28 protein-coding genes are annotated in these 25,757 nt (G+C 43.4%); all 28 read right to left on the bottom strand.

Going from position 1 to position 25,757, the window contains the following annotated elements; translation table 11 throughout:
* Positions 1 to 281 precede the first annotated feature (281 nt).
* The 28 genes from aroA to BTW01_RS08695 all read right to left on the bottom strand — a co-directional run bounded on the left by aroA (position 282) and on the right by BTW01_RS08695 (position 25,695).
* A complete protein-coding gene (aroA, locus tag BTW01_RS08830) occupies positions 282 to 1,568 on the bottom strand; it encodes a 3-phosphoshikimate 1-carboxyvinyltransferase (RefSeq protein WP_162102623.1) in 1,287 nt (428 codons plus the stop codon).
* A 13-nt stretch (positions 1,569 to 1,581) separates the two neighbouring features.
* Positions 1,582 to 2,697 (bottom strand): prephenate dehydrogenase, encoded by a 1,116-nt coding sequence (locus BTW01_RS08825; RefSeq protein WP_162102622.1) that lies wholly within the window; start codon positions 2,695 to 2,697, stop codon positions 1,582 to 1,584.
* A gap of 48 nt (positions 2,698 to 2,745) precedes the next feature.
* Positions 2,746 to 3,828, bottom strand: coding sequence for a histidinol-phosphate transaminase (hisC, locus tag BTW01_RS08820; RefSeq protein ID WP_162102621.1), 1,083 nt, complete (start codon positions 3,826 to 3,828; stop codon positions 2,746 to 2,748).
* A gap of 11 nt (positions 3,829 to 3,839) precedes the next feature.
* Positions 3,840 to 4,643 carry a tryptophan synthase subunit alpha gene (gene trpA / locus BTW01_RS08815; protein WP_162102620.1) on the bottom strand — a complete coding sequence of 268 codons (804 nt, stop codon included), beginning with the start codon at positions 4,641 to 4,643 and terminating at the stop codon, positions 3,840 to 3,842.
* Positions 4,636 to 5,838, bottom strand: coding sequence for a tryptophan synthase subunit beta (trpB, locus tag BTW01_RS08810; protein WP_162102619.1), 1,203 nt, complete (start codon positions 5,836 to 5,838; stop codon positions 4,636 to 4,638). Before trpB ends, trpA begins: the two co-directional genes overlap by 8 nt.
* The gene (locus tag BTW01_RS08805) at positions 5,819 to 6,469 is read right to left on the bottom strand and encodes a phosphoribosylanthranilate isomerase (protein ID WP_162102618.1); all 651 of its coding nucleotides are present in this window, start codon (positions 6,467 to 6,469) and stop codon (positions 5,819 to 5,821) included. The genes trpB and BTW01_RS08805 overlap by 20 nt, the downstream gene beginning before the upstream one ends.
* A gap of 3 nt (positions 6,470 to 6,472) precedes the next feature.
* A complete protein-coding gene (gene trpC, locus BTW01_RS08800; protein WP_162102617.1) occupies positions 6,473 to 7,225 on the bottom strand; it encodes an indole-3-glycerol phosphate synthase TrpC in 753 nt (250 codons plus the stop codon).
* Entirely contained in the window at positions 7,218 to 8,234 is a 1,017-nt protein-coding gene (trpD, locus tag BTW01_RS08795; RefSeq protein WP_162102616.1) for an anthranilate phosphoribosyltransferase, read from the bottom strand. The genes trpC and trpD overlap by 8 nt, the downstream gene beginning before the upstream one ends.
* Positions 8,206 to 9,753, bottom strand: a complete 1,548-nt coding sequence (gene trpE / locus BTW01_RS08790; protein WP_162102615.1) for an anthranilate synthase component I — start codon at positions 9,751 to 9,753, stop codon at positions 8,206 to 8,208. The genes trpD and trpE overlap by 29 nt, the downstream gene beginning before the upstream one ends.
* Positions 9,754 to 9,969: 216 nt before the next feature.
* Complete coding sequence (gene aroH, locus BTW01_RS08785) at positions 9,970 to 10,353, bottom strand: chorismate mutase (RefSeq protein WP_162102614.1); 384 nt, start codon at positions 10,351 to 10,353, stop codon at positions 9,970 to 9,972.
* Positions 10,350 to 11,438, bottom strand: coding sequence for a 3-dehydroquinate synthase (aroB, locus tag BTW01_RS08780; protein ID WP_162102613.1), 1,089 nt, complete (start codon positions 11,436 to 11,438; stop codon positions 10,350 to 10,352). The genes aroH and aroB overlap by 4 nt, the downstream gene beginning before the upstream one ends.
* On the bottom strand, positions 11,438 to 12,610 hold the full coding sequence (gene aroC / locus BTW01_RS08775) for a chorismate synthase (protein WP_162102612.1): 1,173 nt from the start codon (positions 12,608 to 12,610) through the stop codon (positions 11,438 to 11,440). Before aroC ends, aroB begins: the two co-directional genes overlap by 1 nt.
* Positions 12,611 to 12,684: 74 nt before the next feature.
* Positions 12,685 to 13,455 (bottom strand): protein-glutamate O-methyltransferase CheR, encoded by a 771-nt coding sequence (gene cheR / locus BTW01_RS08770; protein WP_162102611.1) that lies wholly within the window; start codon positions 13,453 to 13,455, stop codon positions 12,685 to 12,687.
* Between the two features lie 238 nt (positions 13,456 to 13,693).
* Positions 13,694 to 14,143 (bottom strand): nucleoside-diphosphate kinase, encoded by a 450-nt coding sequence (gene ndk / locus BTW01_RS08765; RefSeq protein ID WP_162102610.1) that lies wholly within the window; start codon positions 14,141 to 14,143, stop codon positions 13,694 to 13,696.
* Positions 14,144 to 14,257: 114 nt separating this feature from the next.
* The gene (gene hepT, locus BTW01_RS08760) at positions 14,258 to 15,220 is read right to left on the bottom strand and encodes a heptaprenyl diphosphate synthase component II (RefSeq protein WP_202923597.1); all 963 of its coding nucleotides are present in this window, start codon (positions 15,218 to 15,220) and stop codon (positions 14,258 to 14,260) included.
* 25 nt (positions 15,221 to 15,245) lie between these two features.
* Entirely contained in the window at positions 15,246 to 15,947 is a 702-nt protein-coding gene (gene menG, locus BTW01_RS08755) for a demethylmenaquinone methyltransferase (protein ID WP_162102608.1), read from the bottom strand.
* Positions 15,948 to 15,952: 5 nt separating this feature from the next.
* A complete protein-coding gene (gene hepS / locus BTW01_RS08750; RefSeq protein WP_162102607.1) occupies positions 15,953 to 16,708 on the bottom strand; it encodes a heptaprenyl diphosphate synthase component 1 in 756 nt (251 codons plus the stop codon).
* Between the two features lie 163 nt (positions 16,709 to 16,871).
* Positions 16,872 to 17,099 carry a trp RNA-binding attenuation protein MtrB gene (gene mtrB / locus BTW01_RS08745; protein WP_162102606.1) on the bottom strand — a complete coding sequence of 76 codons (228 nt, stop codon included), beginning with the start codon at positions 17,097 to 17,099 and terminating at the stop codon, positions 16,872 to 16,874.
* Positions 17,100 to 17,120: 21 nt separating this feature from the next.
* Complete coding sequence (gene folE / locus BTW01_RS08740; RefSeq protein ID WP_162102605.1) at positions 17,121 to 17,693, bottom strand: GTP cyclohydrolase I FolE; 573 nt, start codon at positions 17,691 to 17,693, stop codon at positions 17,121 to 17,123.
* 186 nt (positions 17,694 to 17,879) lie between these two features.
* Positions 17,880 to 18,158 carry a non-specific DNA-binding protein Hbs gene (gene hbs / locus BTW01_RS08735; RefSeq protein WP_003153447.1) on the bottom strand — a complete coding sequence of 93 codons (279 nt, stop codon included), beginning with the start codon at positions 18,156 to 18,158 and terminating at the stop codon, positions 17,880 to 17,882.
* Between the two features lie 372 nt (positions 18,159 to 18,530).
* On the bottom strand, positions 18,531 to 20,009 hold the full coding sequence (spoIVA, locus tag BTW01_RS08730; RefSeq protein ID WP_162102604.1) for a stage IV sporulation protein A: 1,479 nt from the start codon (positions 20,007 to 20,009) through the stop codon (positions 18,531 to 18,533).
* 188 nt (positions 20,010 to 20,197) lie between these two features.
* Positions 20,198 to 20,926 carry a hypothetical protein gene (locus tag BTW01_RS08725; protein ID WP_162102603.1) on the bottom strand — a complete coding sequence of 243 codons (729 nt, stop codon included), beginning with the start codon at positions 20,924 to 20,926 and terminating at the stop codon, positions 20,198 to 20,200.
* A gap of 21 nt (positions 20,927 to 20,947) precedes the next feature.
* The gene (locus BTW01_RS08720; protein ID WP_162102602.1) at positions 20,948 to 21,151 is read right to left on the bottom strand and encodes a DUF2768 domain-containing protein; all 204 of its coding nucleotides are present in this window, start codon (positions 21,149 to 21,151) and stop codon (positions 20,948 to 20,950) included.
* A 344-nt stretch (positions 21,152 to 21,495) separates the two neighbouring features.
* Positions 21,496 to 22,533: an NAD(P)H-dependent glycerol-3-phosphate dehydrogenase gene (locus BTW01_RS08715; RefSeq protein WP_162102601.1), complete on the bottom strand. Its 1,038-nt coding sequence runs from the start codon at positions 22,531 to 22,533 to the stop codon at positions 21,496 to 21,498.
* 17 nt (positions 22,534 to 22,550) lie between these two features.
* Positions 22,551 to 23,861 carry a ribosome biogenesis GTPase Der gene (der, locus tag BTW01_RS08710; protein ID WP_162102600.1) on the bottom strand — a complete coding sequence of 437 codons (1,311 nt, stop codon included), beginning with the start codon at positions 23,859 to 23,861 and terminating at the stop codon, positions 22,551 to 22,553.
* A 153-nt stretch (positions 23,862 to 24,014) separates the two neighbouring features.
* On the bottom strand, positions 24,015 to 24,209 hold the full coding sequence (locus tag BTW01_RS08705) for a capping complex subunit for YIEGIA (protein WP_162102599.1): 195 nt from the start codon (positions 24,207 to 24,209) through the stop codon (positions 24,015 to 24,017).
* On the bottom strand, positions 24,206 to 25,099 hold the full coding sequence (locus BTW01_RS08700; RefSeq protein WP_162102598.1) for a YIEGIA family protein: 894 nt from the start codon (positions 25,097 to 25,099) through the stop codon (positions 24,206 to 24,208). The genes BTW01_RS08705 and BTW01_RS08700 overlap by 4 nt, the downstream gene beginning before the upstream one ends.
* Positions 25,096 to 25,695, bottom strand: a complete 600-nt coding sequence (locus BTW01_RS08695; protein WP_162102597.1) for a hypothetical protein — start codon at positions 25,693 to 25,695, stop codon at positions 25,096 to 25,098. Before BTW01_RS08695 ends, BTW01_RS08700 begins: the two co-directional genes overlap by 4 nt.
* Positions 25,696 to 25,757: the final 62 nt, after the last annotated feature.

Below are 25,757 nucleotides of genomic sequence, written 5' to 3'. Positions count from 1 at the left end.
TTATCATAATTCAGAGAAAAGCCCCCGGCAAATAAGATGCTTGCTGTACGGCAGGGAATTATTGAGTGTTATTAGTTTACCAAAAGTTTTTGTGATAGAAAATGAAAAAAGGAAGAATCGCCCCTCAGTACAGTAAAGCAGTTCGCTGACCTGCCGGCTTGTAAGTAAGCGCATCCCCCCTTTTCAATTTTCTTTTCTCTTTATAAGACAAGCTATGTTTTTTTGCCTCAGAATATGATTTTCACAGACAATCCGCACAAAAAATCCTGAAGCAAAATACCTCAGGATTTGTTAGAAAGCTTATTTAAATGCTTAAAGAAGGTTGGATAAGAAACGTGAATGGCTTCTGTCTGCTCGAGTTCAATCGGCTCTTCCGTTATACAGGAAGCGATGCCGAGCATCATTCCGATTCGATGATCCCCGTGGCTGGACACTGTTGCGCCGCCTTTCAATGTTTGTTTGCCATAAACCTTCATTCCATCTGCTGTCGGTTCAATCTCAGCACCCAGCTTACGAAGTTCGGAAACCACGGTGTCAATGCGGTTTGTTTCTTTTACCTTAAGCTCTGCCGCATCTTTAATAATAGTGGTCCCTTCCGCTTGAGTTGCGAGAAGTGCGATGATAGGGATTTCATCAATCAAACGCGGAATGATGTCTCCTCCGATTTCAACAGCTTTTAAAGATGACGTTTCGATGATCAAATCTCCATATGGCTCTGCCCCGCTGTCAGCAGACGGTTTGATTTCAAGTTTTGCTCCCATATTTTGAAGGACGTCAATGATACCTGTCCGAGTCGGATTTAAACCTACATTTTTCAATACAATGCTGCTGTTTGGAACCATTGCACCTGCAGCAAGAAAAAATGCCGCTGAAGATATGTCTCCAGGAACAAAAATATCTGCAGCTGTCATTTTCTGGCCCCCGGTGATAGAAACGCTTGTTTGACCTTCAAAAAGCTTAACGCCAAAGGCAGAAAGCATTCGCTCCGTATGGTCTCGGGATTTATGAGGCTCTGTGACGGTTGTTGTCCCTTCAGCCTGTAATCCGGCCAGCAAAACAGCGGATTTAATTTGTGCACTTGCAACAGGTGATACATAATCAATGCCTTTTAATGAAGCGCCGCTCACAGATAGCGGGGTGAAGTCTCCTCCGGCTCTTCCGTCGATTTTAGCACCCATTTTTTTCAAAGGCTCTGTTACACGCTTCATTGGGCGCTTCGCAATGCTCTCATCTCCGGCTACTGCACTGTAAAAAGGACGGCCCGCCAAAATACCGAGCATCAGGCGAATTGTTGTACCTGAATTCCCGACATCTAAAAAGCTTTCTGGCTCCCTCAGAGACTCGATTCCTTCACCGTAAATGACGACATCGCTGCCATTTTGCTCAATTTGCACACCCATTTTTCTAAAACAATCGATTGTGCTCAAACAATCCGCTCCCGGCAAAAAGTTTTTAACAGTTGTTGTGCCATTTGCCAGCGCACCAAACATGACAGAGCGGTGAGAAATGGATTTATCACCAGGAACGTGTATTTCTCCATGTAAGACCTGCACCTTTTCTCTTTTCATTTAAATCTCCACCTCAATCAGCATAAAAAGTTTTATATTCAGCCCGGGCTTCAATGCATTGTTCAGCCCGCTTCCGGTCATCATCCGTCTGAAAGCTGATCCTTAAAATTCCGTTAATATCTTCTCGTGTTTCAATAATGCGGATATTCGTGATACTGATGCGCTCCGCAGCTAAGATAGCTGTTATCTCAGAAATCACACCAGGATGATCAGGAACATCCACGTATAAATCATAAAATGCAGGTATCGCACCTTTCTGCCGAAGCGGCAGTCCGTCGCGATAATCCTTAGCCGTTTTGAAATAACGAAATAGATGTTCCGCATCTTTCTGTTCTACATATGCTCGGATTTTCTCCATTTCACGAATCCACTCATCAAAACGATCCAAAATTTTATCTTTATTATGTAATAAAATATCCCGCCACATGGCCGGGCTGCTTGATGCAATCCTTGTAATATCCCTGAACCCGCCAGCTGCAAAACGTTTAACAAGCGGATAAAGTTCTTCAGAATGATGGGCTTGGTGAACGAGGCTTGCTGCGACTATATGCGGAAAATGACTAATAACACTCGTAACGCCATCATGTTCTTCAGGTGACATTTCCACAAAATGGGCATTTGTACCCTTCAGCAAATGTTGCAATTGCTCTACCGCTTGTCTCTCCGTTTTCTGTCCGGGCGTCAAAATATAAAATGCATTTTCAAATAGGAATTCCTTCGCAGCAGCCACCCCTGATTTATGTGAACCTGCCATCGGGTGCCCTCCGACAAATTGATAGCGGCTAGGCAGCACTTGATCAGCGTATTGAACCACTTTTTGCTTTGTGCTTCCGACATCGGTAATCAAAAGCTCATGTTCTATCCCTGAATGAGCCAGTTCATCGAGCATAAGCAGGGTTTGCGCAACAGGGGTCGCAATGATTACTGTCGCTGCCTCTTTTGCACCGCTAATAAACGAATCCGCACACTCGTCAATTACACCTAATTTTAATGCAGCTACTGCCTGTTCCTCAGAGATATCAATTCCGATGATCCGTTTGCCGGGATGATTTTTTTTGATCGCTAACGCAATCGAACCGCCTATCAACCCCAGGCCGGCGAGGAATATGGTATCTTTCATTCGATTCATCCATCATCACCTGGCTTATAGACTAAAGAGGTGATATGAGATCACCTCTTATAAAATTTCATCTAAAATAGAAATAATTTCTTTGTTTTGCTCTTTTGTTCCAATCGTAATTCGGAGTGATGTCGGGAAGCCTAATGCATTTCCCGACCGGACAATATAACCTCTTTCCAGCAGAGCCTGAAACAGTTCATCAGAAGGACGGTTAAAATCAATCAGCACAAAGTTTGTCTGTGAAGGATAGCACTTTAAACCATGAGCCTTCGCAAAATCATAATATTGCTGAAGGCCTGCTTTATTTTGCTCGACACAGGCAGCAATAAATGCTTGATCATCAAGCGCTGCGATCGCCGCAGTCTGGCCCAGACGGCTTGTATTAAACGGCTCTCTCGCCGGCTCAATCTGGCGAATGAGGTTCTCGTCAGCAATTCCGTACCCGACTCTAAGCGCTGCCAGGCCGTAAGCTTTTGAAAATGTCCGCAAAATCATCAGATTGGAGTATTTGTTTAATAGCGGCACAGTTTCCGGATAATCTTCTTCTGTCACATATTCATAATATGCTTCGTCAAGAACAACGAGAACACGAGAAGGGACACGTTCCAGAAATGCGAGCAATTCCCCTTCCGTTGTATAAGTGCCAGTCGGGTTATTCGGGCTGCATATCCAAACGACTTGTGTCTGTTCGTCAATCGCTTCCAGCATGGCGTCTAAATCATGTGAGGCGTCAGGACGAAGTGCGATTTCGCGAACTTCAGCGCCTTCTATGACCGCATTATGTTTATATTGCGGAAAAGTCGGGGCAGCAGTTATCGTGTTGGTTTTATCATGTAAAAATGCCCGACAGATGATCTGAATGATTTCATCTGAACCATTTCCGAAAATAAGTGATGTTTCGCTGACATTGAGATGCTCACTGAGCCTTGTCCGTAAAGCGGCGCTATATCCGTCCGGATAAAGCGCAAGCTGTTGAATTTCATGATGAAGCGCCTCTTTTACAACTTCCGAACAGCCATACGGATTCTCGTTTGAAGCAAGCTTCACAACTTTATCCAAGCCATATTCTGATTTTACTGCTTCAATTGGCTTACCTGGCTGATAAGGCTTCAGCTGTTTTAAATGTTCTTTGATTCGCAAATCCAGTCACCTCATTTTAAACTGTACAAGCCGCCAAACGTCATCGCGTAATCTTCAAACTCCTGCAGCGCTTGGTTTCTCGTTTCAGCGCTGATGAGCCGCTCCTTTAATTCTTCTATTTTTCCGACGAGCGCACTTCCCACGACGACACCGTCACATATTTCATTCATCTTCATGACCTGTTCACGGTTTGATATACCGAATCCTACAGCAACAGGAACAGTGCTCAGTTCCTTCACTGTCCGGATGAACGGGTACACGGATGAATTGAACTCATTGCGGATACCAGTCACACCTAGAGAAGATACACAGTAGACGAAGCCCTCGGCTTGTTCAATAATGGTTTTCAAACGGCTTTCACTTGTCGGCGCAACCAAAGAAATATACGTCACCCCATGGTTCTTGCATTCTGCTTGAAGGCTGGCGCTTTCTTCTAATGGCAAGTCTGGAACAAGCAGACCGTCAATGTGATTTTCCCGCAGTAAAGCGAAAAAGTATTCTTTGTTCAATTGTAACACAGGATTATAATACGTAAAGAGGATAATCGGAATATTCACTCCGTTTTTTTTCATGTCTCCGCCTAATTCGATTGCCTTGACGATATTCATTCCATGATCAAGCGCCCGCTTTGAAGCCCGCTGAATTACCGGACCGTCTGCCAGCGGATCTGAGTATGCAACACCAAGCTCCAATGCCGTAGCGCCCGCTTTTTGGAAAGACTTCGCCAGTTCAACCGAAACCGCGGGCGATGGATCGCCCGCCGTAATAAACGGGATAAACAATCTCTCTGATGCTTGAAGGTTTAATTTAAACATGCGTTTTCACCTCTTCTTCCAATACATTCATTAATGTGTTGACATCCTTATCTCCCCGCCCTGATAAACAGATGAGAATCGTTTGGCCACGCTCCATCTCTTTGGCGAGTTTGAATGCTTTCGCTAACGCATGGGCAGATTCAATTGCCGGCAAAATCCCCTCTTTTTCTGACAAGAGCCTTAACGCATCCACCGCTTCTTCATCTGTGACACTGTCGTAAATGACACGGCCGCTTTTATGCAAGTGAGCGTGCTCGGGACCGATTCCTGGATAGTCGAGTCCTGCTGAAATGGAGTAAGGCTCAATGATTTGCCCGAACTCATCTTGAATGAGATAAGTCAATGAACCGTGAATAACGCCTACGGTTCCTTTCGTAATTGTAGCGGCATGAAGAGCAGTATCAATCCCCTTCCCTGCTGCTTCAGCTCCGATCAGATCAACCTCTTCATCTAAAAATGCTTGAAACATGCCTATTGCATTGCTTCCTCCGCCTACACACGCCACTACTTTATCAGGCAAGGAGCCTTCAAGGTGTTTCAGCTGATCCTTCGCTTCCTCACCGATCATTTTTTGAAATTCACGGACCACGTGCGGATAAGGGTGCGGGCCGACAACTGATCCAATCATGTAAAAGTGGTCCTCACAATGCTGAACCCAGTAACGGATCGCCTCATTTGTAGCATCCTTTAATGTGCCGTTTCCGCTTGTTACTGGCACTACTTCCGCCCCAAGAAGCTTCATTCGGAAAACGTTCAGTGACTGGCGGGCAACATCCTCCTCGCCCATAAACACAGTGCAGGAAAAGCCAAATTTGGCTGCAACTGTTGCAGCGGCGACGCCGTGCTGACCGGCACCGGTTTCAGCAATGATTTTCGTTTTGCCCATTTTTTTCGCAAGCAGCGCTTGACCCAGGGCATTATTGATTTTATGAGAACCTGTGTGGTTTAAATCTTCTCGTTTCAAATAGATCTTTGCCCCGCCTAAATATTCTGTGACTCGATCAGCATATGTTAATGCAGTCGGCCGTCCGGAATAGTCATGTAACAGCTGATTATATTCTTTACGAAAAGCTGGATCATCCTTAACTTCTTTAAATGCAGATTCAATTTCTTCTAACGGCTGCATCAGTGTTTCGGGCACAAACTTCCCGCCAAAATCACCGTATCTTCCTATTTCATTTGGATATAGATACATATCGATTCATCCTTTCTTCTAAAAGCCTCATTAAATTCTGATCTTTTTGCCCGTTTTTTTCGATTCCGCTGGCAAGGTCAATTCCTGCTGGCTTATATGTCAATAGGTCTGTGATAGTATCCGGATTCACACCGCCTGCAATAAAACATCGTTTGCCTGTAGCCGCCTGCTGGTATTCCGGCACACAGTCCCAAGAAAAAGAAACACCTGTGCCGCCTCTTGCCCCTTTGACAGATGAATCAATGACAAATCCGTCCACATCATCTTTAAAGCGGGCTATTTCGTGAAGCGTGTTCTCATGATGATGAAGCGCCTTCCATATTTCACAATCTGCTATCATACGAAGCGCACCGGCCTCCGCTGGATTTTCATCACCGTGAAGCTGAATAACATCGAGATTCAAGTCTTCAGCAATGCGTGACATCTTCTCTATCGATTCATTAACAAAAACACCCGCAACCTGTTTTTCGATACGAACTTGACTCAGCCATTTTTTCACATCATACGGAGATACATTTCGTTTGCTTTCAGCAACAAAAATAAAGCCCAGATAATCAGCCTGCGATCCCGCTGCAAGCTGCAAATCCTGCAGTGACCTTATACCGCAATATTTTAATACCGGCTTCTTCATACCTTACTCCTCAAACAAAGCATGGACGGCTTTTTGCTGTGATGTTTGTCTCATCAATGATTCACCGATTAGCACAGCACGTGCACCACGTTCTTTGACAAATGTTAAATCTTTTAAAGAACCGATTCCGCTTTCACTGACAAGCAGTGATTTTTTCGGGGCAAGAGATGCAATTTGTTCTGTCTGTTTTATAGAAGTTTCAAATGTTTTTAGATTTCGATTGTTTATACCAAGAATATCAGGCGTGAACACTTTCAAAATTTGCTCAAGTGTCGAGGCATCATGAACCTCTACCAGGACATCCATCTTTTTTTCACCTGCTTCAAGATATAATTCATGAAGATGTAAAGGATCAAGCACCTCGCCGATTAACAAGATGGCATCCGCTCCGATTCTTCTTGATTCCTCCACTTGAAGAGAATCAATAATAAAATCTTTTCTGAGGACAGGTATCCTGACAGCACGTTTCACATCTGATAAATAGCTGTTTTCCCCTTGAAAAAACGGGGTGTCTGTTAAAACAGAAAGCGCATCGGCCTTTGCAGTTTCATAGTCTTTCGCAATCTGTTCAGGGACAAAATTCTCTTTAATAAGCCCTTTTGAAGGTGATGCTTTCTTCACTTCAGCAATCAGCCCGATAAACCGATTCGGGCTTGCCAGCGCCTCTTTAAATGAACGTTTTTCGAAACACTGCTCTTCCGGCAGGACCAATGTTTTTACTTCTTCTTTCTTTTGTTTGATGATGTTTTCAAGCATAGATCTCTTCCTCTTTCTGCTTTAGTCGTTCAAGCTGCACAGCCGCACCTCCGCTTGTAATTGTCTCTAACGCCAGCTCTGTTCCTTCTTTCAGCGAAGCTGCTATTCCCGCCGCATATATCGCAGCCCCTGCATTAAAAGCGGTAATAGATAAAGCGGAGCTGCTGCTTTTATTTTCAAAAATATTCTGAATGAGAAAGGCGCTTTCTTTCGGCGACTGCACCTGTAAATCTTCAAGTCTCCCATTTTTGAAACCAAAATCTTCGGGTGTAACGGTATATTCCCGACGCTCTCCGTCTTTTAATTCAATCACATCGGTCGGTGCTGTAATCGAAAGCTCATCTAAACCATCACGGCTTGATACAAACATGACATGCTTTGGCTGAAACGTCTCCAGTGCACTTGCCATCAATCCCGCTTTTTCAGAGGAATAGACCCCGATCACCTGACGCTTCGTCTGCAAAGGATTGCTGAGCGGTCCAAGCAGATTAAATACCGTTCTGAAGCCTAATTCTTTTCTAGTCCGCGCGACATATTTCATAGACGAATGATAAAGCGGTGCAAACAAAAAACCCATGTTGTTTGTTTCAATACTGCTTTTGACATGTTCAGGAGTGGTTTGAATAGGAACCTCTAACGCCTCTAAAACATCAGCGCTTCCGCTTTTTGAAGAGACAGAACGGTTGCCGTGTTTAGCAACCTTCGCCCCTGCTGCTGAAGCAACAATCGCCGATGCCGTTGAGATATTAAAAGTGGAAATGCCATCTCCTCCGGTTCCGCATGTGTCGACAACATCAGAAAGTCCATCGACAGTCAGAGCGTGTGCCCGCATCGCCTTCATAAAGCCTGTAAGCTCTTCTGGCGTCTCTCCCCGATGAGCAAGGATAGACAATATGCCTCCCACTTCAGAAGGCGTCATCTCCGCTGTCATCATCATATTCATTAGTGCCTCTGCTTCACCAGCAGTAAGTGTTTTTCCGTCAACGCACGATTGTAGAAATTTGTTCATCACCTTTATCCTCCTTGCTACGAAACATGTCTTCTGCAATATGAATTGTTTTCATCAGTGCACCGGCTTTATTACAGCTTTCCTCGTATTCAGCTTCCGGAACAGAATCTGCAACAATACCAGCACCTGCTTGAATCGATGCGACGCCGTCCTTGACGCTCATGGTGCGAATCGTAATGCAAGAATCGATATTACCGTCAAATCCAATGTAGGCAATGCAGCCGCCGTATGTCTCTCTCGGAGTGGGCTCCAGCTCTTGCAAAAGCTGCATGGCACGGATTTTTGGAGCGCCTGTTAACGTACCCGCCGGGAATGCGGACATTAGAGCATCAATAGGATGAACTCCTTCTTTCAATCTGCCTGTCACCACTGAAATAATGTGCATAACATGCGAAAAAGAAACAACGCTTGTGAACTCCGGCACAGAAACAGATCCATACTCTGCTACTCTGCCAATATCGTTCCGGGCAAGATCAACGAGCATGTAGTGTTCCGCTTTTTCTTTTTCATCCTTCATCAGGTCCATTTTGAGTTTTTCATCTTCCGCTTGATCTGCGCCCCGTTTTCTCGTACCGGCAATCGGATGGATTTCCAAGTGCCCGTCCTTAACGTGAATTAACCGTTCCGGCGAGCTGCCGACTATTTCTCTGTCTTGGAGCTTTATATAATACATATACGGTGAAGGGTTGACGATCCTAAGCACACGATATAACTCAAAGGCATCTGATGTTATCGGAATCTCAAATTTTTGTGACAGGACGCCCTGGAAGATATCGCCCGCTTTTATATATTCTTTTATTTTTTCTACATCAGCCATAAAAGCTGACTTTTCATAATTAGAGGATAACGTCTCAAAGCTGGGTGTCTTATATGAATCAGCCGAAAGAAACAGTTCTTTTATGTTTTTTGGATCCATCATTTTTCCGATGAGCTCTTGAAGCGCCTGATGATTTTGGTAAAACACATCAATCTTTTCGTTTTCCGTTTCTTGTCCATTGAGCCTTGCATATTGGATAAAGTGGACGTTTTTGGTTTCATGATCATACGCCATTAATGTCCGGCAAACAAACAGCATACACTTTTCCATTTCTGTTTCTTTTGTATGGGCAGGAACAGAAGGCTCAATCATCGGGACCATATCATAGCTTAAGTACCCGACAGCCCCTCCGACAAAAGGGATACTTAGCTCTGGCGTTTTGATGTTGTATGTGGTGTTCATCCAGTTCAGCACTTCTTTTAGTTCGTTTCCTGTGTATAGAGATCTGCCGTCCTGATCAACAGCTGTAAAATGTCTCTGTTCTTCTTTAATTGTGAGAAACGGATTCAGGCCGATAAACGAATATCTTGACCAATTGGATGTATCATCCTTGCTTTCTAGAAGATAAGTAATCTCCCTATCAAGCTTCTCTATCATTTGAATGGGTGTCATCGTATCGACTGTGAAGGTCTCCACGATCGGTATCGTGCGGTAGGACAAGCTGTCCTGTAAAAATGCAGAAATGTTGGATTGGAAATTCATTACTCTCACTCCTTATGGCAAGGAGAATGAGAAGATGGCATGAGAGGATAAAACATTATATAACAAATAAACCCAAAAGAAAGGCTTCTTTTGGGTAGAATAAACATACATGTCTCAGCTCAACTACACTCATTCTCTGCTACCCTATTCTCTAACTCAACTCATTTTCATCGCTTTATACACACTCTTGTGTATTTCTAAGCTGTTCCTATCGTATTACAATTCAGTATTTTTTGTCAATGATAAATCGGGTCTTAATACGACGGCTTTTTCTAAATATACATGTCTGATCTGATCCTGAGGAACGTCTGTCTGAACGGTCATCATAACCCTTATACACTTTTTCAGACCGCCGGTTACATCCATTTCCTGCATACAGGTTACCGGCACATACTGCCAGCCAGAAAGCTCACGGACAGCTTTTGCCGGGAAAACAGAGTGCAAATCAGGCGTCGCCGAAAGAAGAATTTGAACAACATCTTCCGGCTTCGTTTTGTTTTCTTCTATGATTTTCTCTAACAGCTGTTTTGTTTTTTGTAACACTTCTTCTTCTGTATCCTGTTCAACTGTTGTTGCTCCGCGAATTCCGCGAATCATCATGATGTCTCCTCCAATCGCCATTTATGCAGCCAGCTCTCAAGTTCATTTCTGGAAAATGTGTGATCGGCAACTTTCCCTAATTCGTTAAGAACGATAAACTGAATCTTCCCGTCTCGGGTTTTCTTATCATTCATCATACGGTCCACTAGAACGGAGGTTTCAGTCTCTTTTTTTATTTGAGTTGGATATCCCAAGTTTTTCAGCCAGCTGATCAGCTGTTTTCTATCCATTTCACAGCCTGCTGTCTTTTCACTTATATATAAAGCAAACTGCATTCCAAGGGCTACGGCATCACCGTGAGTGATTTGTCCGTATCCATATTCCGCCTCAACCGCATGGCCAAGCGTATGTCCGAAGTTTAAGTAAGCTCTGATCCCCTCTTCTTTTTCATCCTCCTGCACGACAGACGCTTTAATGGAGACGCCTTTAAATATCATGTCATTCAGCCGATCGCTGGTGATATCGTGCAAGGAGCGGATATTCAACAGCTCTTCCAGAAACGCTTTGTCATAGATAAAAGCGTGTTTAATCACTTCTGCCATTCCGGACCGAAGCTCTTTTTCAGGCAGAGAACGCAGGAAGTCAGTATCATATAGTACCGCCTTCGGCTGATAAAACGCACCGATTAGATTTTTTCCGAGCGGATGGTTTACGGCTACTTTGCCTCCGACTGCGCTGTCATGCGCCAAAAGCGTCGTAGGCATTTGGATGAAATCAATGCCGCGCATAAAAGTAGCTGCCACAAAACCGGCAAGATCACCAACAACACCGCCGCCAAATGCGATGATGCATGAGGAGCGATCCATATGAAAACGAATCGCTTCACTTTGGAGTTCTGTGTACATGTCCATGGATTTCGCCTGCTCTCCGCTCGGCACCGTCACTTTTTTCACAGGCCACTTTTCTTGCAGCAGACGAAGCATTTCATCACCATACAGGCGGTCCACCTCTTCATCCGTGACAAGCATAATCCGTGTTAAAGGCCTGTTTAAAGAGGTTAATAGTTCACAAGCCTCTTTTCTGATACCTTTCCCAATAAAAACAGGATACGACGAGGAAGCGGTTTGAACATGCAGTGTTTTCATTAAAATTCCCTCGACAGTTTTCTCATATTCTCCACATTTTCTTTAATGCGGTCAATTTGATCTAAGCCGAATTGTTCAACAACTGCGTTCGCAATTTCCCATGCGACAGCCGCTTCAGCTACTACACTTGCAGCAGGCACGGCACAGCTGTCTGAACGTTCGATACTGGCGGAAAATGGTTCTTTCGTTTCAATATCTACGCTTTTCAGCGGTTTATACAAAGTCGGGATCGGCTTCATGACTCCGCGGACAACAATTGGCATTCCTGTCGTCATACCGCCTTCCAGTCCTCCGAGTCTGTTGGTCGCACGGGTATATCCCTTTTCCTCATCCCAAATGATCTCGTCATGGACTTCACTTCCATTTCGACCTGCCGCCTCAAATCCGATGCCGAATTCCACGCCTTTAAACGCGTTAATTGACAGCACAGCTGCAGCAAGCTTGCTGTCCAGCTTGCGGTCATAATGAACATAACTGCCCACGCCTACTGGCATTCCTTCAACAATGACTTCTACAATCCCGCCGATCGAATCTCCATTTGCCTTCGCTTCGTCAATGGCAGTCATCATTTTTTTGCCCGCTTCTTCATCGTAGCATCTGACCGGAGATTCCTCTGTTACACGCTGCAGGTCTTCGATTGACGCATATTGTGTTTTTTCAGCTTTAACTGCGCCAATTTGCAATACGTGGCCCGCCACTTTAATGCCCAGCTCAGAGAGAATTTTTTTCGCGACAGCGCCTGCCGCTACTCTGACAGTTGTTTCCCTTGCTGAAGAACGCTCAAGCACATTTCTCATATCACGGTGATTATATTTAATCGCACCGTTTAAATCAGCGTGCCCAGGTCTCGGTCTGGAAATTTGGCGCTTCATTTCCTTTTCTTCATCTTCTGTAATCGGAGCCGCACCCATAATTTTTGTCCAATGCTTCCAATCATTATTTTCAACAACGAGAGCAATTGGTGAACCAAGTGTACGCGCATGGCGCACCCCGCTCATCATTTTCGCTTGGTCTTTTTCGATCTGCATTCGGCGGCCGCGGCCATAGCCTTTTTGGCGTCTGGCAAGCTCAAAATTGATATCTTCCTCCGTTATGTAAAGCCCGGCAGGCACACCTTCAATAATGGTTGTCAGTTGGGGACCGTGTGATTCTCCGGCTGTTAAATATCTCATAACCTCTTCTCCCTTCATCACATTAACGCTTTTAAGTAAAACCACTATAACATATTTTTCAGCAAAAAGTCAGTCTATCTTTTTTGATAAAAGAATGTATCAGCTGGAACCAGACCGAATTTCTCTGGATTGAAGATTTGCTCGGTGCTGCCGACAAAAAGCACTCCATTCTTTTTCAAGCTATGTGCCATTTTTAAATACAGCTCTTCCTTCGCACGCTCTGTAAAATAAATCAATACGTTGCGGCACACGATCAAGTCAAAGTCTTGTTCATAACGATCTGCCAGCAGGTTGTGTTTTTTGAATGTAATATTCTTTTTAATTTCCGGTTTTACTTCATAGCTTCTATTTGCATGTTGAGTAAAATAGCGATCCTTCACAGAGGAGGGCACTTCCTGTAAAGAACGTTCCTGATAAACGCCATTTTGCGCTTTTTCCAGTGCCTTTTCATCAAGGTCTGTCGCCAAAATCTGAAATCCAGAAAGACCTTTTTGCTGTTCTAAAAGCATGGCAAGTGTGTAAGGCTCCTCACCTGTTGAGCAAGCGGCACTCCATATCTTTAAAGGCTTATTGTTCTTGATTAACGGAAGAATAGCAGTCTCAAGAACTTCCCACCTTTTATAATTACGATAAAATTCTGAAACATTGATCGTCATTCTGTCCAATGTTTCATTTAAGAGAGCCTGATCCTTCTCCAATGCAGCCGCAAAGTCCTTAAAGCTTTGAAAGCCCTTTTTCTCATATAGCGACGTCAGCCTTCTCTTCATTTGTGCTTCTTTATATAATGTCAGATCAACTCCAGTTAATTGTTTCCACTTCGTTGTAAATACACTGTATGTATCCATCTCTCTACTCTCCCAATCTCGCTATCTTTTTGTCCTAGTATAGCTTGTTTTATCAGTAAATAGTATGGTTTCCATAAAAAAATCAGCTTTTCAGCTGATTTTAGTTCGTAGGGAGAGACATGAGTCTGATACACTGCTGCCATTAACCCCTTTATCCCCTTTGATGTAAGCCTTTACAAAAGAAAGCAAAAACCGGCCCATCAGATGGCACCGGCTCTGTTACATACTTTCACAATGATTAATAGATCCAGCCAGCCATGAGCTGCTGATATGATACTAATTCTTCATTCTTAAAGAAATTGTTTATCTCGCGTTCTGCACTTTCGAGAGAATCAGAGCCGTGGATGATGTTTTTTCCGACAAACATGCCGTAATCTCCCCGAATCGTACCAGGTAAAGCTTCTTTAGGATTTGTCTTTCCGATCAGTTGTCTCGTCACTTCAATGACATTTTCGCCTTCCCAAACCATTGCGAATACAGGGCCTGAAGTAATAAACTCAACAAGTTCTCCAAAGAAAGGCTTCCCTTGATGTTCGGCATAGTGTTTCGCAGCCAATTGTTCAGATACTCTCATTAACTTGGCACCAGCTAACTGCAAGCCCTTACGTTCAAATCTGGATAAAATATCCCCAATGAGCTGACGTTGGACACCATCTGGTTTCACCATGATAAAAGTCTTTTCCATCATATTCTCCACCCCATCATTATGTATGTATAGGCTTTCACATTGCACACCGAAATCGTAACATCTTTCTGATCATTAATCAATTGGGGGTGGAGAAATTTCTTAATATCTACAAAATTAAAATTTTCTTTTACCGATATATTTTGCGATCGCTGCAAGAGACGAACGTGCACGCCCTCTCGGAAGCGTGTTTAGTTTTTGGAAAGCTTTTTGCAGATACATTTCGCTTACTGCTATAGATGCTTTAATGGCATCCGTTTTTTTGATTTCCTCAATGATCGGCTCAAGCTGTTCCTGCGTTGTCTCACTGTTAATCAATTGAAGTTGATTTTTCAGTGCTGGATTTTTCAATGCATACAGCACTGGCAATGTGACATTCCCTTGAAGCAAATCTCCTCCAACGGGTTTGCCCAGCTCCTCTTCAGTTGAAGTAAAGTCAAGGATATCATCAATGATTTGATAAGACATGCCGACGTAATACCCAAACCAGTACAGAGCTTTATGAATCTTTTCATCGGCTCCGGACGCAATGGCACCGAGCTGGCAGCTGACCGCGATCAGGAGCGCCGTTTTTCTTTTGATGCGGCGAAGATACGTTCGGAGATTTTGTTCCATGTTGTATTTGTCTTTGATCTGCTCGATTTCCCCAAGACAGACTTCAACAATCGTTTGTGACAAAATCCTATGGGCTTTCGGTTCATTAATTCTCGTCATCATTTCAAGAGATCCCGCCAGCATATAATCGCCTGTGTACATTGCAATGCGATTGTCCCATTTTGCTTTGATTGTCGGTTTCCCTCTGCGAAGTTCCGCATCATCAATAACATCATCATGAACTAAAGATGCCATGTGGATCATTTCCAGCGTGACAGCGACATATTTAATTTTATTAATATCATAATCCCCAAACATGCCGGAAAGCAGCACGAAAACAGGCCGAATACGTTTCCCTCCGGCCTGCAGCAGGTGAAGACCCGCCTCGCTTAAAAGCGGGTAATCGGAACGTACGGTTTGTTCAAGTTCTCTTTCGATCACATCAATATCGTCATTTAAAAAAGAGTAGGCCATTTTAAATTTCATATCATTCACCCAAACATCTATGTTTTCATTTCCATCCGATATGCGTGGCAGCGACTCCGCCAGTAAACGAATGATATTTGACATTCTTCAGACCCGCCTCTTCAAACAGGCCTGCCAATTCCTTCATTCCAGGAAATTCTCTGGCTGATTCTTGAAGCCAGGAATATTCTTTATAGCTCTTGGCAAACAGTTTCCCGAAAAACGGCATCATATACTTAAAGTATATAAAATAAGCCTGTCTGAATCCGAACATTTCCGGCTGGGACGTTTCCAGACATACCACAAGGCCGCCCGGCTTTACCACACGTCTCATCTCTTTCAGTACAGTCAAGTAGTCGGGGACATTGCGGAGCCCGAAGCCGATCGTGACATAATCAAATGTATCATCATCAAAAGGAAGCTCCATCGCATTTCCGTGCAGCAGTTCAATTTGGCTGTATCCGCCGTCTTTTACTTTTTTCTGGCCGACACTCAGCATATTTTCACTGAAATCCAAGCCTTTGATCTCGCCGCTTTTGCCCGCTGCTTCTGCAAGCGCGATCGTCCAGTCAGCTGTTCCGCAGCAGACATCAAGTGCTTTGGCGCCTTCTTTTACATCCATGATGCGCATCGTTTTGTTACGCCATTTTTTATGCTGCTGAAAACTGATGACAGAGTTCATTTGATCATAGTTTTTATATATTTTTTCAAATACTCCGTGTACGCGCTGTTCTTTTGAGTCCTGCATATGGCTTACCCTTCTTCCACTTTCTGATGATAGGTTTGATCTTGGCTGATTGTCTTCAGACGGTTTAATAAAATGTGCTGAATAGGTGAATTCAGAGGCAAAAGTGACTCAATGCTGTTTTTCGCTTTTTTAAAACACTCTTCTAATATCTCTTCTTTTGTTTTTCCGAGCTGTATAAAACTGCCGATCACATCCAGAAATGTATCATTTCCGCTCATAAGCCGTTTAAACACAAAAAAATCACTCGACAGCTTTTTCCAGCGCGGAAGGCTGAAATGATCCGATACCCGGTGGAATAATGCTGACTCAACGATGCCGACACTTTCGAAAAAATCATGTTCATCCTTGAAAGAACGGTCATACAGACGAATCTTATGTTCATTGATCTCTTTGATGGCTGTAGCAAGCGTCCGAATCATGTAGATATCCTTCATTTCAGATAGTAAAGAGTAATACAGCCCGCTGAAATAATCACCTGCCAGAACAGTCAATTGGCGGTTTTTGTTTTCGTCTCGTTTTATGACTCTGGCTGTCGTCACTTCATCATGGGTATCAAGGGCGCTTTGTACAAGCATCGCTGTTACAATATAATTTTCTCTGTCGTTGCTTTTTATATCAGCTTCTTCAAATAAAGCATGAAAAAGAAGAAGCTTATCCTCATCAATTTTTGGCGCAGAAATATGCTTCGCTAAATAAGGATGAGACAGCTTTTGTTTTAATTTCGTGTTCAGATTGGCTAAAGTTCCGTAGATGTCTTGCAAAAATATCACCCTTGTCCCCAAATTCACATTTATTTCTTAATCTATGTATGAGTATTATCTTTTCATTCACTTACGCAGGTATCATTATAGCATAAAAAAAAGAAATTGGCTGTATCCTCCCGCTGTTTGCGAACATTTGCATTTAACAGCGGGGACAGCCAGCTTATTTTTTTTCGCTTTTCATTTCTCCGTATGCGGTTTGAATGAGAGCCTCTCCTCTGATTTTAATAGCAGAAGTATGCTCTGTGAACTGAGCAATGATTACTTCTCCCTTATCGAGTTTTTCGGAATGATGAAACTTTGTGTCTGTTCCTCTTGTCAGGCCGATCACATTCACTCCGTCCTCCACCGCTTTAATGACGACAAAATCACTTGAATGCTTTTCGTTCATTTATAGCACCCTCTATCTTTATTAGTCGTGGCGTTTAATATGTTCCAATACTTCAGAACGGGCAGCGGCATCATCTTTAAAAATGCCTCTTACTGCTGAAGTGACAGTTTTTGCACCTGGTTTTCTGACACCGCGCATTGTCATGCACATGTGCTCTGCTTCAACCACTACCATTACGCCATGCGGATCAAGCGTTTCTACGATGCTTTCCGCAATTGTAGACGTGATACGCTCTTGAAGCTGCGGACGCTTTGCAACTGCTTCAACAGCGCGTGCCAGTTTGCTGAGTCCTGTGACCTTTCCGCCTCGCGGTATATATGCAACGTGTGCTTTTCCATAAAAGGGGACAAGGTGATGCTCACACATAGAATGAAACGCGATATCTTTTACAAGAACAAGCTCCTCATGGTTTTCACCGAAGATAGTCTGGAAATGTTCTTTTGGATCTTCATTTAAGCCGGAGAATACTTCAGCGTACATCTTTGCGACTCTTTTCGGCGTATCAAGAAGGCCTTCTCTATTCGGGTCTTCCCCGATTGCTTCTAAAATTTGACGAACAGCTTGTTCGATTTGCTCTTTATTAACTTCTTTCATGTTCTATGTCCTCCACCAATGAATACATTTAATTTCGATTCTAGCACACATGCCCCGCTAAAAGCAAAGCGAATGCCTGTCAGGACTCCTATGCTCTTGAAATATGAAAAGCCCCTTAGAAAGGGGCTTTTCTGTGAAGAAATAAAGTGTATGTAAGCTAGATGCATACACGATCTATATTCACAATTATTTTCCGGCAACTGCATCTTTAAGCGCTTTACCTGGTTTGAACGCAGGTACTTTGCTTGCTGGAATTTCGATTTCTTCACCTGTTTGAGGGTTGCGTCCTTTACGTGCAGAACGTTCACGCACCTCAAAGTTACCAAAACCGATCAGTTGAATTTTATCACCGTTTTTAAGTGCATCTAAGATCGTATCAAAAACAGAGTCAACTGCTTTTGTAGCGTCTTTTTTAGACAATTCGCTTGCTTCTGCAACCGCATTGATAAGTTCTGTTTTGTTCATGCCTTTCACCTCCTCCCAAAAGGAATACAGTCAGTTCGTTTATTATCATTTCTTCACAGTTCAGTCTGATTCTAAACCTGTCCCAGAAAAAATCAGAGCAGGCAAGAAAGACAATTAAACGGCTTTTTAAGAAAAACTGCACTTTGAGGAATGTTTGTCCAACAAAGTGAAGAATTTCTGTATGTAGAGTAACACATATAAAAAGCCATATCAAGCATTTTAAAGCGTCAATCCCTTGCTCGTCAAGGATTTAACGTGATTTGCCGAACAAATATTCCTTTTTTTCCTTTTTTCATCCTATTCTTTGTTCCTTTTCCATTAATAAGAACAAAGAAAAAAAGACCTCCTATTCTATAAAGAGGTCCTTCGGTATTACAGAATGATGGCGATTAATCCGCCTGATCCTTCGTTTATAATTCTTTCTAATGTTTCTTTTAATTTGTACCGTGCGTTTTCAGGCATTAACGACAGCTTTGCCTGGATCCCTTCTCTCACAATTGAGCTCAGTGATCTTCCAAAGATATCTGAGTTCCAGATGGATAGCGGATCATCCTCAAAGTCCTGCATTAAATAGCGCACAAGCTCTTCGCTTTGTTTTTCCGTTCCGATGATCGGCGCGAATTCGCTTTCGACGTCGACTTTGATCATATGGATTGACGGAGCGACAGCTTTCAGCCTTACACCGAATCGCGAACCCTGCCGTATAATTTCCGGCTCATCGAGACTCATATCAGTTAAAGCAGGCGCTGCAATGCCGTACCCCGTCTGTTTGACCATTTTTAAAGCATCGGATACTTGATCATATTCTGTTTTCGCATGAGAAAAGTCCTGCATAAGCTCAAGCAGATGGTCTCTGCCTCTGATTTCAACGCCCACCACTTCTTTTAGGATTTGATCGTATAGATGATCCGGCGCGTACAAATCAATTTCAGCCACCCCTTGGCCCAGTTCAATCCCGGCTAATCCGGCACTTTCAATAAACTCAAACTCGCTGAATTGGCCGACAACCCTGTCTACGTCCCGGAGACGCTTAATATCCTTAACCGTTTCCTTTACGGATTCCTGATAGCTTTCACGCAGCCAATGGTTTTCTTTCAATACCATTACCCAGCTTGGAAGGTTGACATTCACTTCAAGCACTGGAAACTCATACAGAGCCTCTCTGAGCACACTCAGCACATCTGTTTCCCGCATGCTTTCCACGCTCATTGCCAATACCGGGATATCATACTTTTCGCTTAAATCTTGGCGCATCGCTTCTGTTTCCGGGTGATAAGGCCTGACTGAGTTGATAACCATAATAAAAGGTTTGCCTACCTCTTTCAGCTCTTCAATGACTCTTTCTTCAGCCTCTATATAGTCACTCCTCGGAATATCTCCAATGGTGCCGTCAGTCGTAATGACAACTCCGATGGTCGAATGTTCTTGAATGACTTTTCGTGTGCCGATTTCAGCAGCCTCATGAAATGGGATCGGTTCTTCGTACCAAGGCGTGTTGATCATCCGCGGCCCGTTTTCATCTTCATATCCTTTTGCGCCGGGCACTGTGTACCCTACACAATCTACTAATCTTATATTGACATCGAGTCCGTCTGACACATGAACAGACATCGCCTGATTCGGAACAAATTTAGGCTCTGTAGTCATAATCGTTTTGCCGGCCGCGCTCTGCGGCAGTTCATCCTGCGCGCGGGCCCGGTCTGCTTCGTTACTGATATTCGGGAGCACCACAAGCTCCATAAATTTTTTAATGAACGTGGATTTCCCTGTACGGACAGCACCTACGACTCCTAAGTATATATCGCCTCCTGTTCGTTCAGCGATATCCTTGAAAATATCGACCTTTTCCAAGTGATCCCCTCCCGGACTTCCTATCCTTCTCAATTTTATTAAGCTCTTTCACTCAAACACAGGACACTATATGTGTATGACGTTGTCCTATTTCAATATGACATCTTTAGAAAATTTCCCATCCTCAATCTATTAAAGTATAAAAAAACCTTTCTCCCTATTTGTATGCACGGGAGAAAGGTTCATTCCTATTTTATATCATTTTCTAAAAAAACAGGTTCCTGTTTGTCATTTACCGTATATTTCACAGAAAATACGGGGACAAAGGGTGTTTCTTGCCAAATCATATCCTGGATTTCAGCCCCGGGTTTAAATGTTTTTTTGCTTTTTTTGAGGCAAGAAGCCAGCTCAGTCCGGTAATCGGCATATATTTCTCCGTCTCCGCTAATCATAAGCGGCAAAGAATTTCCTGAGATTGGGCTTGCCACTGTAAGAGAGCTTCCATCTCCCAGCTTTTTTTCATCAAGTGTAAATAAATCACGCGACAACACATCCTTGTAGGGCGGATATCGATGCTTCTGGCGATACATTTGAACACGCAACTTTACGTCACGGATTGTTTCAGCCATCTTTAGATCGATTAATTTAACAGTCGGATTGTTCTCTACGTCAACAAGCACGTATTGATAGTCTCCCCCGCTTTCATATGCGGTGCTCGGGGGTTCGGCCATATATCTCGGTGCTAAGCGGTTGAAGTCTATCGGATACTTTTGATATAGCGGTGTTGACATATCTTTTGTTTGAATGGGAAGCAGCCCTTTATTTGCCTTTTGAAATTCATCAACAGCAGACTGAACCTGCTTTAACTGGTCCTGATAAGGAACGGCATGCACACTGCTTTTCCGCTCATTTGGATATAAACAGCCTGATAAAAACACGACTGCCGCAACAATCATAGCGCACTTCAGTTTACCCATACAGCACTTCCTTTTACAGCTTTATTCATTGACAGGACCGCTGAATACCACGACAAATACAATGATTCCAGATATGAGCATACACATGTAAGCGAACGATGAAACCGCAATCTTCAAATAACGGTTTTGAAACTTAAATCGGCTCAAATAGATGGAAACCACAGCCAAAAACATCAGACCCATGGACCCAAGTGCAAACCACATTTTCATCAATGCCAGACTCAATAAGTGCGCCTCCCCGATATGTATAATGTTGGTGTAAGCGTTATATTTAAATTTTAATATACAGCGCCGGAAAAGATCAACCAGATTTTCCATCCTTTGATAGAACAAAAAAACTGAAGCAAAGAGGGGGGCCTTCGCTTCAGCCAACTTGACTATATACACCTGCACGTTTAAGAAACACTCTCTTGGACTTCGATGCTATAGTATGCGACTTGCCATACAGATGCATCCTCTATTGCCTAAATCGGCAAAATGTTTCAGGAGCTCCCTAGACTTGGGTGTTCTTCGGTTTTTTTCGGGCTTTCGTTCAATTAAGATATGCGTTTTTTATATGATTGACACTTTTACTTCACTTGATTTTCAAACGTGTTAACAAGATCTTCCATCTCGTGAGTTTTCCCTCTCGCCATTAAAGATTCAACAGCTGTTTCCACTTTTTGTCCGGTAAATAGAACTTGATGAAGTGCCTCTGTAATTGGCATTTTCACATCATATTTTTTCGAAAGCTGGTAAGCCGCTTTTGTTGTACGGACTCCTTCGACCACCATCCCCATCTCTTCCAGAACGGCTTCAAGCTTATATCCTTTTCCGAGCAGATTGCCGGCACGCCAGTTTCTGGAATGTACACTCGTGCACGTCACAATCAAATCGCCCACACCCGTCAACCCAGAAAATGTCAGCGGATTTCCGCCCATTTTCGTTCCGAGTCGCGCAATTTCGGCAAGTCCGCGTGTAATCAGCGCAGCTTTGGCATTGTCACCATAGCCTAAACCGTCTGTGATTCCTGCGGCAAGGGCAATGATATTTTTTAAAGCCCCTCCGATTTCAACACCGATAATGTCAGGGTTTGTGTACACCCGAAAATTGTGGTTAATAAATAAATCCTGCACCTCTTCCGCTGCCCGCATGCTCTTTGAAGAAGAAGTAACGGTCGTCGGGTGCCGCAGCCCCACTTCTTCCGCATGGCTCGGTCCCGAAAGGACAACAACATCTTTGTTGATATCAGCCGGGAGCTCGCTTTCGATAATCTCAGAAATCCGCAAAAGCGAATCCGGCTCTATTCCCTTGCTGACATGAACAAAAACTGTCTTTTTCGTTATAAAAGGCACAGCCTGCCTCAGCACTTCCCGAATTGCTTTTGTCGGGACCGCCACGATAATGAAATCTGCGTCCGAAACAGCTTTCCCGATATCCGTTGTGGCCTCAATTGTTTCAGGAAGCTCAACGTTCGGCAAATAATCCTTATTTTCATGCTTGTCATTGATTTGATGAATTAGATCTGCACGGTGCCCCCACATGGTTACATCGTGATGATTATCAGCTAACACTAAAGCCAATGCTGTCCCCCAGCTTCCCGCTCCGAGCATAGTGACTTTTTTCATATTTGCTTCACACCTTTTTATTTTCTAGCTCTTGCAAATATTTTAATTGGTGTCCCCTCAAAACCAAACGCATCTCTGATTCGATTTTCTAAAAAGCGTTCGTATGAAAAATGCATCAATTCCGGATCGTTTACAAACACAACGAAACTCGGCGGCTTCACTGAAACTTGAGTTGCATAATAAATCTTCAAGCGAGAGCCATTATGAGTCGGCGTCGGATTCATTGCCACAGCATCCATGATGACATCATTTAAGACATTTGTTTGAACTCGAAGTGAATGATTTTCACTTGCCTTGATAATCGCAGGCATCAGCGTATGAATCCGTTTTGTTGTTAAGGCTGACATAAATAGAATGGGAGCATAATCAAGAAACTGAAAATGGTCACGGATATTTTCTTCAAATTCTTTCATCGTGCTTTCATCTTTATCAACAGCGTCCCATTTGTTTACGACGATTACAACGGCCTTGCCCGCTTCGTGTGCATAACCGGCGATACGCTTGTCCTGTTCAATAATGCCTTCTTCGCCATCCAGCACAACCGCAACAACGTCTGAGCGGTCGATAGCTTTCAGTGCCCGCAGCACACTGTACTTTTCAGTCGTTTCATAGACTTTCCCTTTTTTTCGCATACCGGCAGTATCAACAATGACAAATTCCTGCTGATTGTACGTAAATTCCGTATCAACAGCGTCTCTTGTTGTTCCCGCCACGTTGCTCACAATGACACGCTCTTCGCCAAGCATCGCATTAACAAGTGAAGATTTCCCAACATTCGGGCGCCCGATCAGGCAAAATTGAATCACTTCTTCATCGTATTTTGTTTCAGGAATGTTTTTAAAATGCTCTGCAGCGGCATCAAGTAAATCTCCTAATCCGAGTCCGTGTGTACCCGAAATTGGATATGGTTCGCCAAAGCCAAGCGAATAAAAATCATAAATATTCGCTCTCATTTCTGTGTTATCCAGTTTATTAACTGCTAACACAACAGGCTTTTTCGTGCGGTACAAAATTTTCGCTACTTCTTCATCAGCAGCTGTCACACCTTCACGGCCGTTCACCATAAAGATAATGACATCAGCTTCATCCATGGCGATTTCAGCCTGCTGGCGAATTTGCGCTAAGAATGGCTCATCACCGATATCAATACCGCCAGTATCAATCAAATTAAAATCATAATTCAGCCATTCAGCCGAGCTGTATATCCGATCCCTTGTCACACCAGGGGTATCTTCTACTATTGAAATTCTTTCTCCCGCAATCCGGTTAAAGATTGTGGATTTTCCTACATTTGGTCTCCCGACAATGGCTACGACAGGTTTACCCATAGTACCCTTCCTTTCGATCCAGCCGCTTTCATTTTTACATAAATTTTCAACCGGTTATTAAAATCATTTCATTCACTTTTATGAAAAGAAACCCTTCAGAGGAAGGGCTTAACTCATTTATTATATCAGTTTTTACTGGGATCACAACTATTCTTAAAAATGTTTCACGATCAAATACACATCATCACCAATTCTGTGCGCTATTCCATCTAGGATCGCCTCAAGATTTTTAGCGAAAAGCTCCATCTCCTTATGGTCATTGCAAAAAAAGACAGGCGCTCCTCCTGCAGCCCGATTGCGGTTCGTTGTGATCACAGACAAAATGACATTCGAGAGGGATTCACTCATCCTATCACCTTATCCTGATTTTTGATAAATTCCGCCGGCATTCTGATCGCGTTTTCCAAGGTGGGGACATTACTGATGATCTGAATAGCCGTGTCGGGATGGTGAATTTGCGGCAGCACAAAGACCGCCACTCTTCCATCATTTAAATCCCGTTTTGCAATCGGTGTCAGAGACGGCTCGCCTGAGTCACGATAAACACCGAGCACATTGGAAACATCAAATAAAATGGCCTGGCGCTGCCCCAGATTGGCAATTGTCGCTGCAGAATTAAAGTTTTTTGGCGTTAAAATAAATCCCATGCCATTCTTTAAAATCAACTTCTGTTTCTCCGAAAGCCCGATATTCATCATGTAGATATTATCAATAAACAAGCCCGGACCATCAAAATGAGGCTCTATGTACTTGATGTCTACAATATCCTTCAACACACTGCCCGACATAAATTTCATCGCCAGCAAAAAACAAACAACAGCCGTTATGACCGCAGCCCAAATCGACAAAAACAAATAAGCAGAGGTGGTCAAAAGTGCTGTAAAGATCACAATATAATTTCTGCTTTCAAACGCAATGGCAATTCCTTCAATATATGTGCTTCCCCTTGACACAAGTTCATACGAATCCATTTGCGTCAGCGTATTCCGCTCCATATTTCGGACATCTCTAAATTGCGTTGCTGCCAATGTTAAAAATGTAATGGCCGTAAATTCCTCCTGCAAAAGCGCCGGCATAATAATGGCCCCTAAACCAGCCGCTATCAGCCCTAATGCGATATGAATGACTTTTCCATGGACATAGGTCGGATACTGGCGGTAATCCGTTTTCAGCATATAAAGCCTTGTCGCAACTCCGGCAATGACCCCGGCAATAATCGGATAGATGTAATCACTCATGACATTTTGGTAGCTCCTTTGTTTGATCTTTTGCTTTTTTGACCAACCTGACTTGCAAGCTGTTCATATTTAGATATGCCAAACAGCAATATCATGCCCGCTGAACAAGCATTCAGCCATTGAAAGCCGCCTACGGCCAAAACCCCGGCCAGCTTTTGAATCACAAATGAATACACAAGTTCGCCTTGGCACATTCCTAAGACAAATAAGGCAAGCTGCTTCTCGAAAGTCCTTTCAACCGAAGCTGTTAAAAGCACAAGTAAGATAACGGCAGTCCACTCAGGTTTTATGATAAACCAAACCGGATCATATAATGCAAAAAGATAGACAAACGCATACCCACTAACAAGCGTCAAACAGGCCATGAGATAACGAATACGGTACATTCTCAAATACCCGGCATAAACGCATCCGCAGACGAAAAACATCAGATATGCAGCATTCAGGGGAAAATATAAAGTAAAGTCATGTATGCTTAGAATCATATTAGTCAAAATAAAGACAGAGACGGCATACCGTTTCTTCGTCTTTTCAAAAATAAAGGTTGTCAGCACCCACAAAAACCACATTGACCAATAGTAATAAAATTGTTCCATCTTGCATCCTCCATACCCCCAGTATGGAGCAAAATCGCATGTTTTAAACAATCCATCACAGA

The organism is Bacillus sp. SKDU12 (assembly GCF_010093085.1).
Classification (GTDB): Bacteria; Bacillota; Bacilli; order Bacillales; family Bacillaceae; genus Bacillus; species Bacillus mexicanus.
Note: the sequence above shows the minus strand (reverse complement) of the source record. Positions and strands in the feature narration are given on the sequence as shown.

Excerpts from the sequence above, each read along its gene's own strand:
- der (WP_162102600.1), bottom strand. The coding sequence starts at position 23,861 with ATGGGTAAACCTGTCGTAGCCATTGTCGGGAGACCAAATGTAGGAAAA.
- trpD (WP_162102616.1), bottom strand. The coding sequence starts at position 8,234 with ATGAACAAATTTCTACAATCGTGCGTTGACGGAAAAACACTTACTGCT.
- aroB (WP_162102613.1), bottom strand. The coding sequence starts at position 11,438 with ATGAAAACACTGCATGTTCAAACCGCTTCCTCGTCGTATCCTGTTTTT.
- aroC (WP_162102612.1), bottom strand. The coding sequence starts at position 12,610 with ATGAGATATTTAACAGCCGGAGAATCACACGGTCCCCAACTGACAACC.
- BTW01_RS08700 (WP_162102598.1), bottom strand. The coding sequence starts at position 25,099 with ATGAGTGATTACATCTATCCGATTATTGCCGGGGTCATTGCCGGAGTT.
- hbs (WP_003153447.1), bottom strand. The coding sequence starts at position 18,158 with ATGAACAAAACAGAACTTATCAATGCGGTTGCAGAAGCAAGCGAATTG.
- trpE (WP_162102615.1), bottom strand. The coding sequence starts at position 9,753 with ATGAATTTCCAATCCAACATTTCTGCATTTTTACAGGACAGCTTGTCC.
- aroH (WP_162102614.1), bottom strand. The coding sequence starts at position 10,353 with ATGATGATTCGCGGAATTCGCGGAGCAACAACAGTTGAACAGGATACA.
- trpC (WP_162102617.1), bottom strand. The coding sequence starts at position 7,225 with ATGCTTGAAAACATCATCAAACAAAAGAAAGAAGAAGTAAAAACATTG.
- hepT (WP_202923597.1), bottom strand. The coding sequence starts at position 15,220 with ATGAAATTTAAAATGGCCTACTCTTTTTTAAATGACGATATTGATGTG.
- trpA (WP_162102620.1), bottom strand. The coding sequence starts at position 4,643 with ATGTTTAAATTAAACCTTCAAGCATCAGAGAGATTGTTTATCCCGTTT.
- trpB (WP_162102619.1), bottom strand. The coding sequence starts at position 5,838 with ATGTATCTATATCCAAATGAAATAGGAAGATACGGTGATTTTGGCGGG.
- mtrB (WP_162102606.1), bottom strand. The coding sequence starts at position 17,099 with ATGAACGAAAAGCATTCAAGTGATTTTGTCGTCATTAAAGCGGTGGAG.
- BTW01_RS08825 (WP_162102622.1), bottom strand. The coding sequence starts at position 2,697 with ATGAATCGAATGAAAGATACCATATTCCTCGCCGGCCTGGGGTTGATA.
- BTW01_RS08805 (WP_162102618.1), bottom strand. The coding sequence starts at position 6,469 with ATGAAGAAGCCGGTATTAAAATATTGCGGTATAAGGTCACTGCAGGAT.
- BTW01_RS08695 (WP_162102597.1), bottom strand. The coding sequence starts at position 25,695 with ATGGAACAATTTTATTACTATTGGTCAATGTGGTTTTTGTGGGTGCTG.
- cheR (WP_162102611.1), bottom strand. The coding sequence starts at position 13,455 with ATGGATACATACAGTGTATTTACAACGAAGTGGAAACAATTAACTGGA.
- aroA (WP_162102623.1), bottom strand. The coding sequence starts at position 1,568 with ATGAAAAGAGAAAAGGTGCAGGTCTTACATGGAGAAATACACGTTCCT.
- BTW01_RS08725 (WP_162102603.1), bottom strand. The coding sequence starts at position 20,926 with ATGGGTAAACTGAAGTGCGCTATGATTGTTGCGGCAGTCGTGTTTTTA.
- menG (WP_162102608.1), bottom strand. The coding sequence starts at position 15,947 with ATGCAGGACTCAAAAGAACAGCGCGTACACGGAGTATTTGAAAAAATA.
- folE (WP_162102605.1), bottom strand. The coding sequence starts at position 17,693 with ATGAAAGAAGTTAATAAAGAGCAAATCGAACAAGCTGTTCGTCAAATT.
- ndk (WP_162102610.1), bottom strand. The coding sequence starts at position 14,143 with ATGATGGAAAAGACTTTTATCATGGTGAAACCAGATGGTGTCCAACGT.
- BTW01_RS08705 (WP_162102599.1), bottom strand. The coding sequence starts at position 24,209 with ATGAGTGAATCCCTCTCGAATGTCATTTTGTCTGTGATCACAACGAAC.
- BTW01_RS08715 (WP_162102601.1), bottom strand. The coding sequence starts at position 22,533 with ATGAAAAAAGTCACTATGCTCGGAGCGGGAAGCTGGGGGACAGCATTG.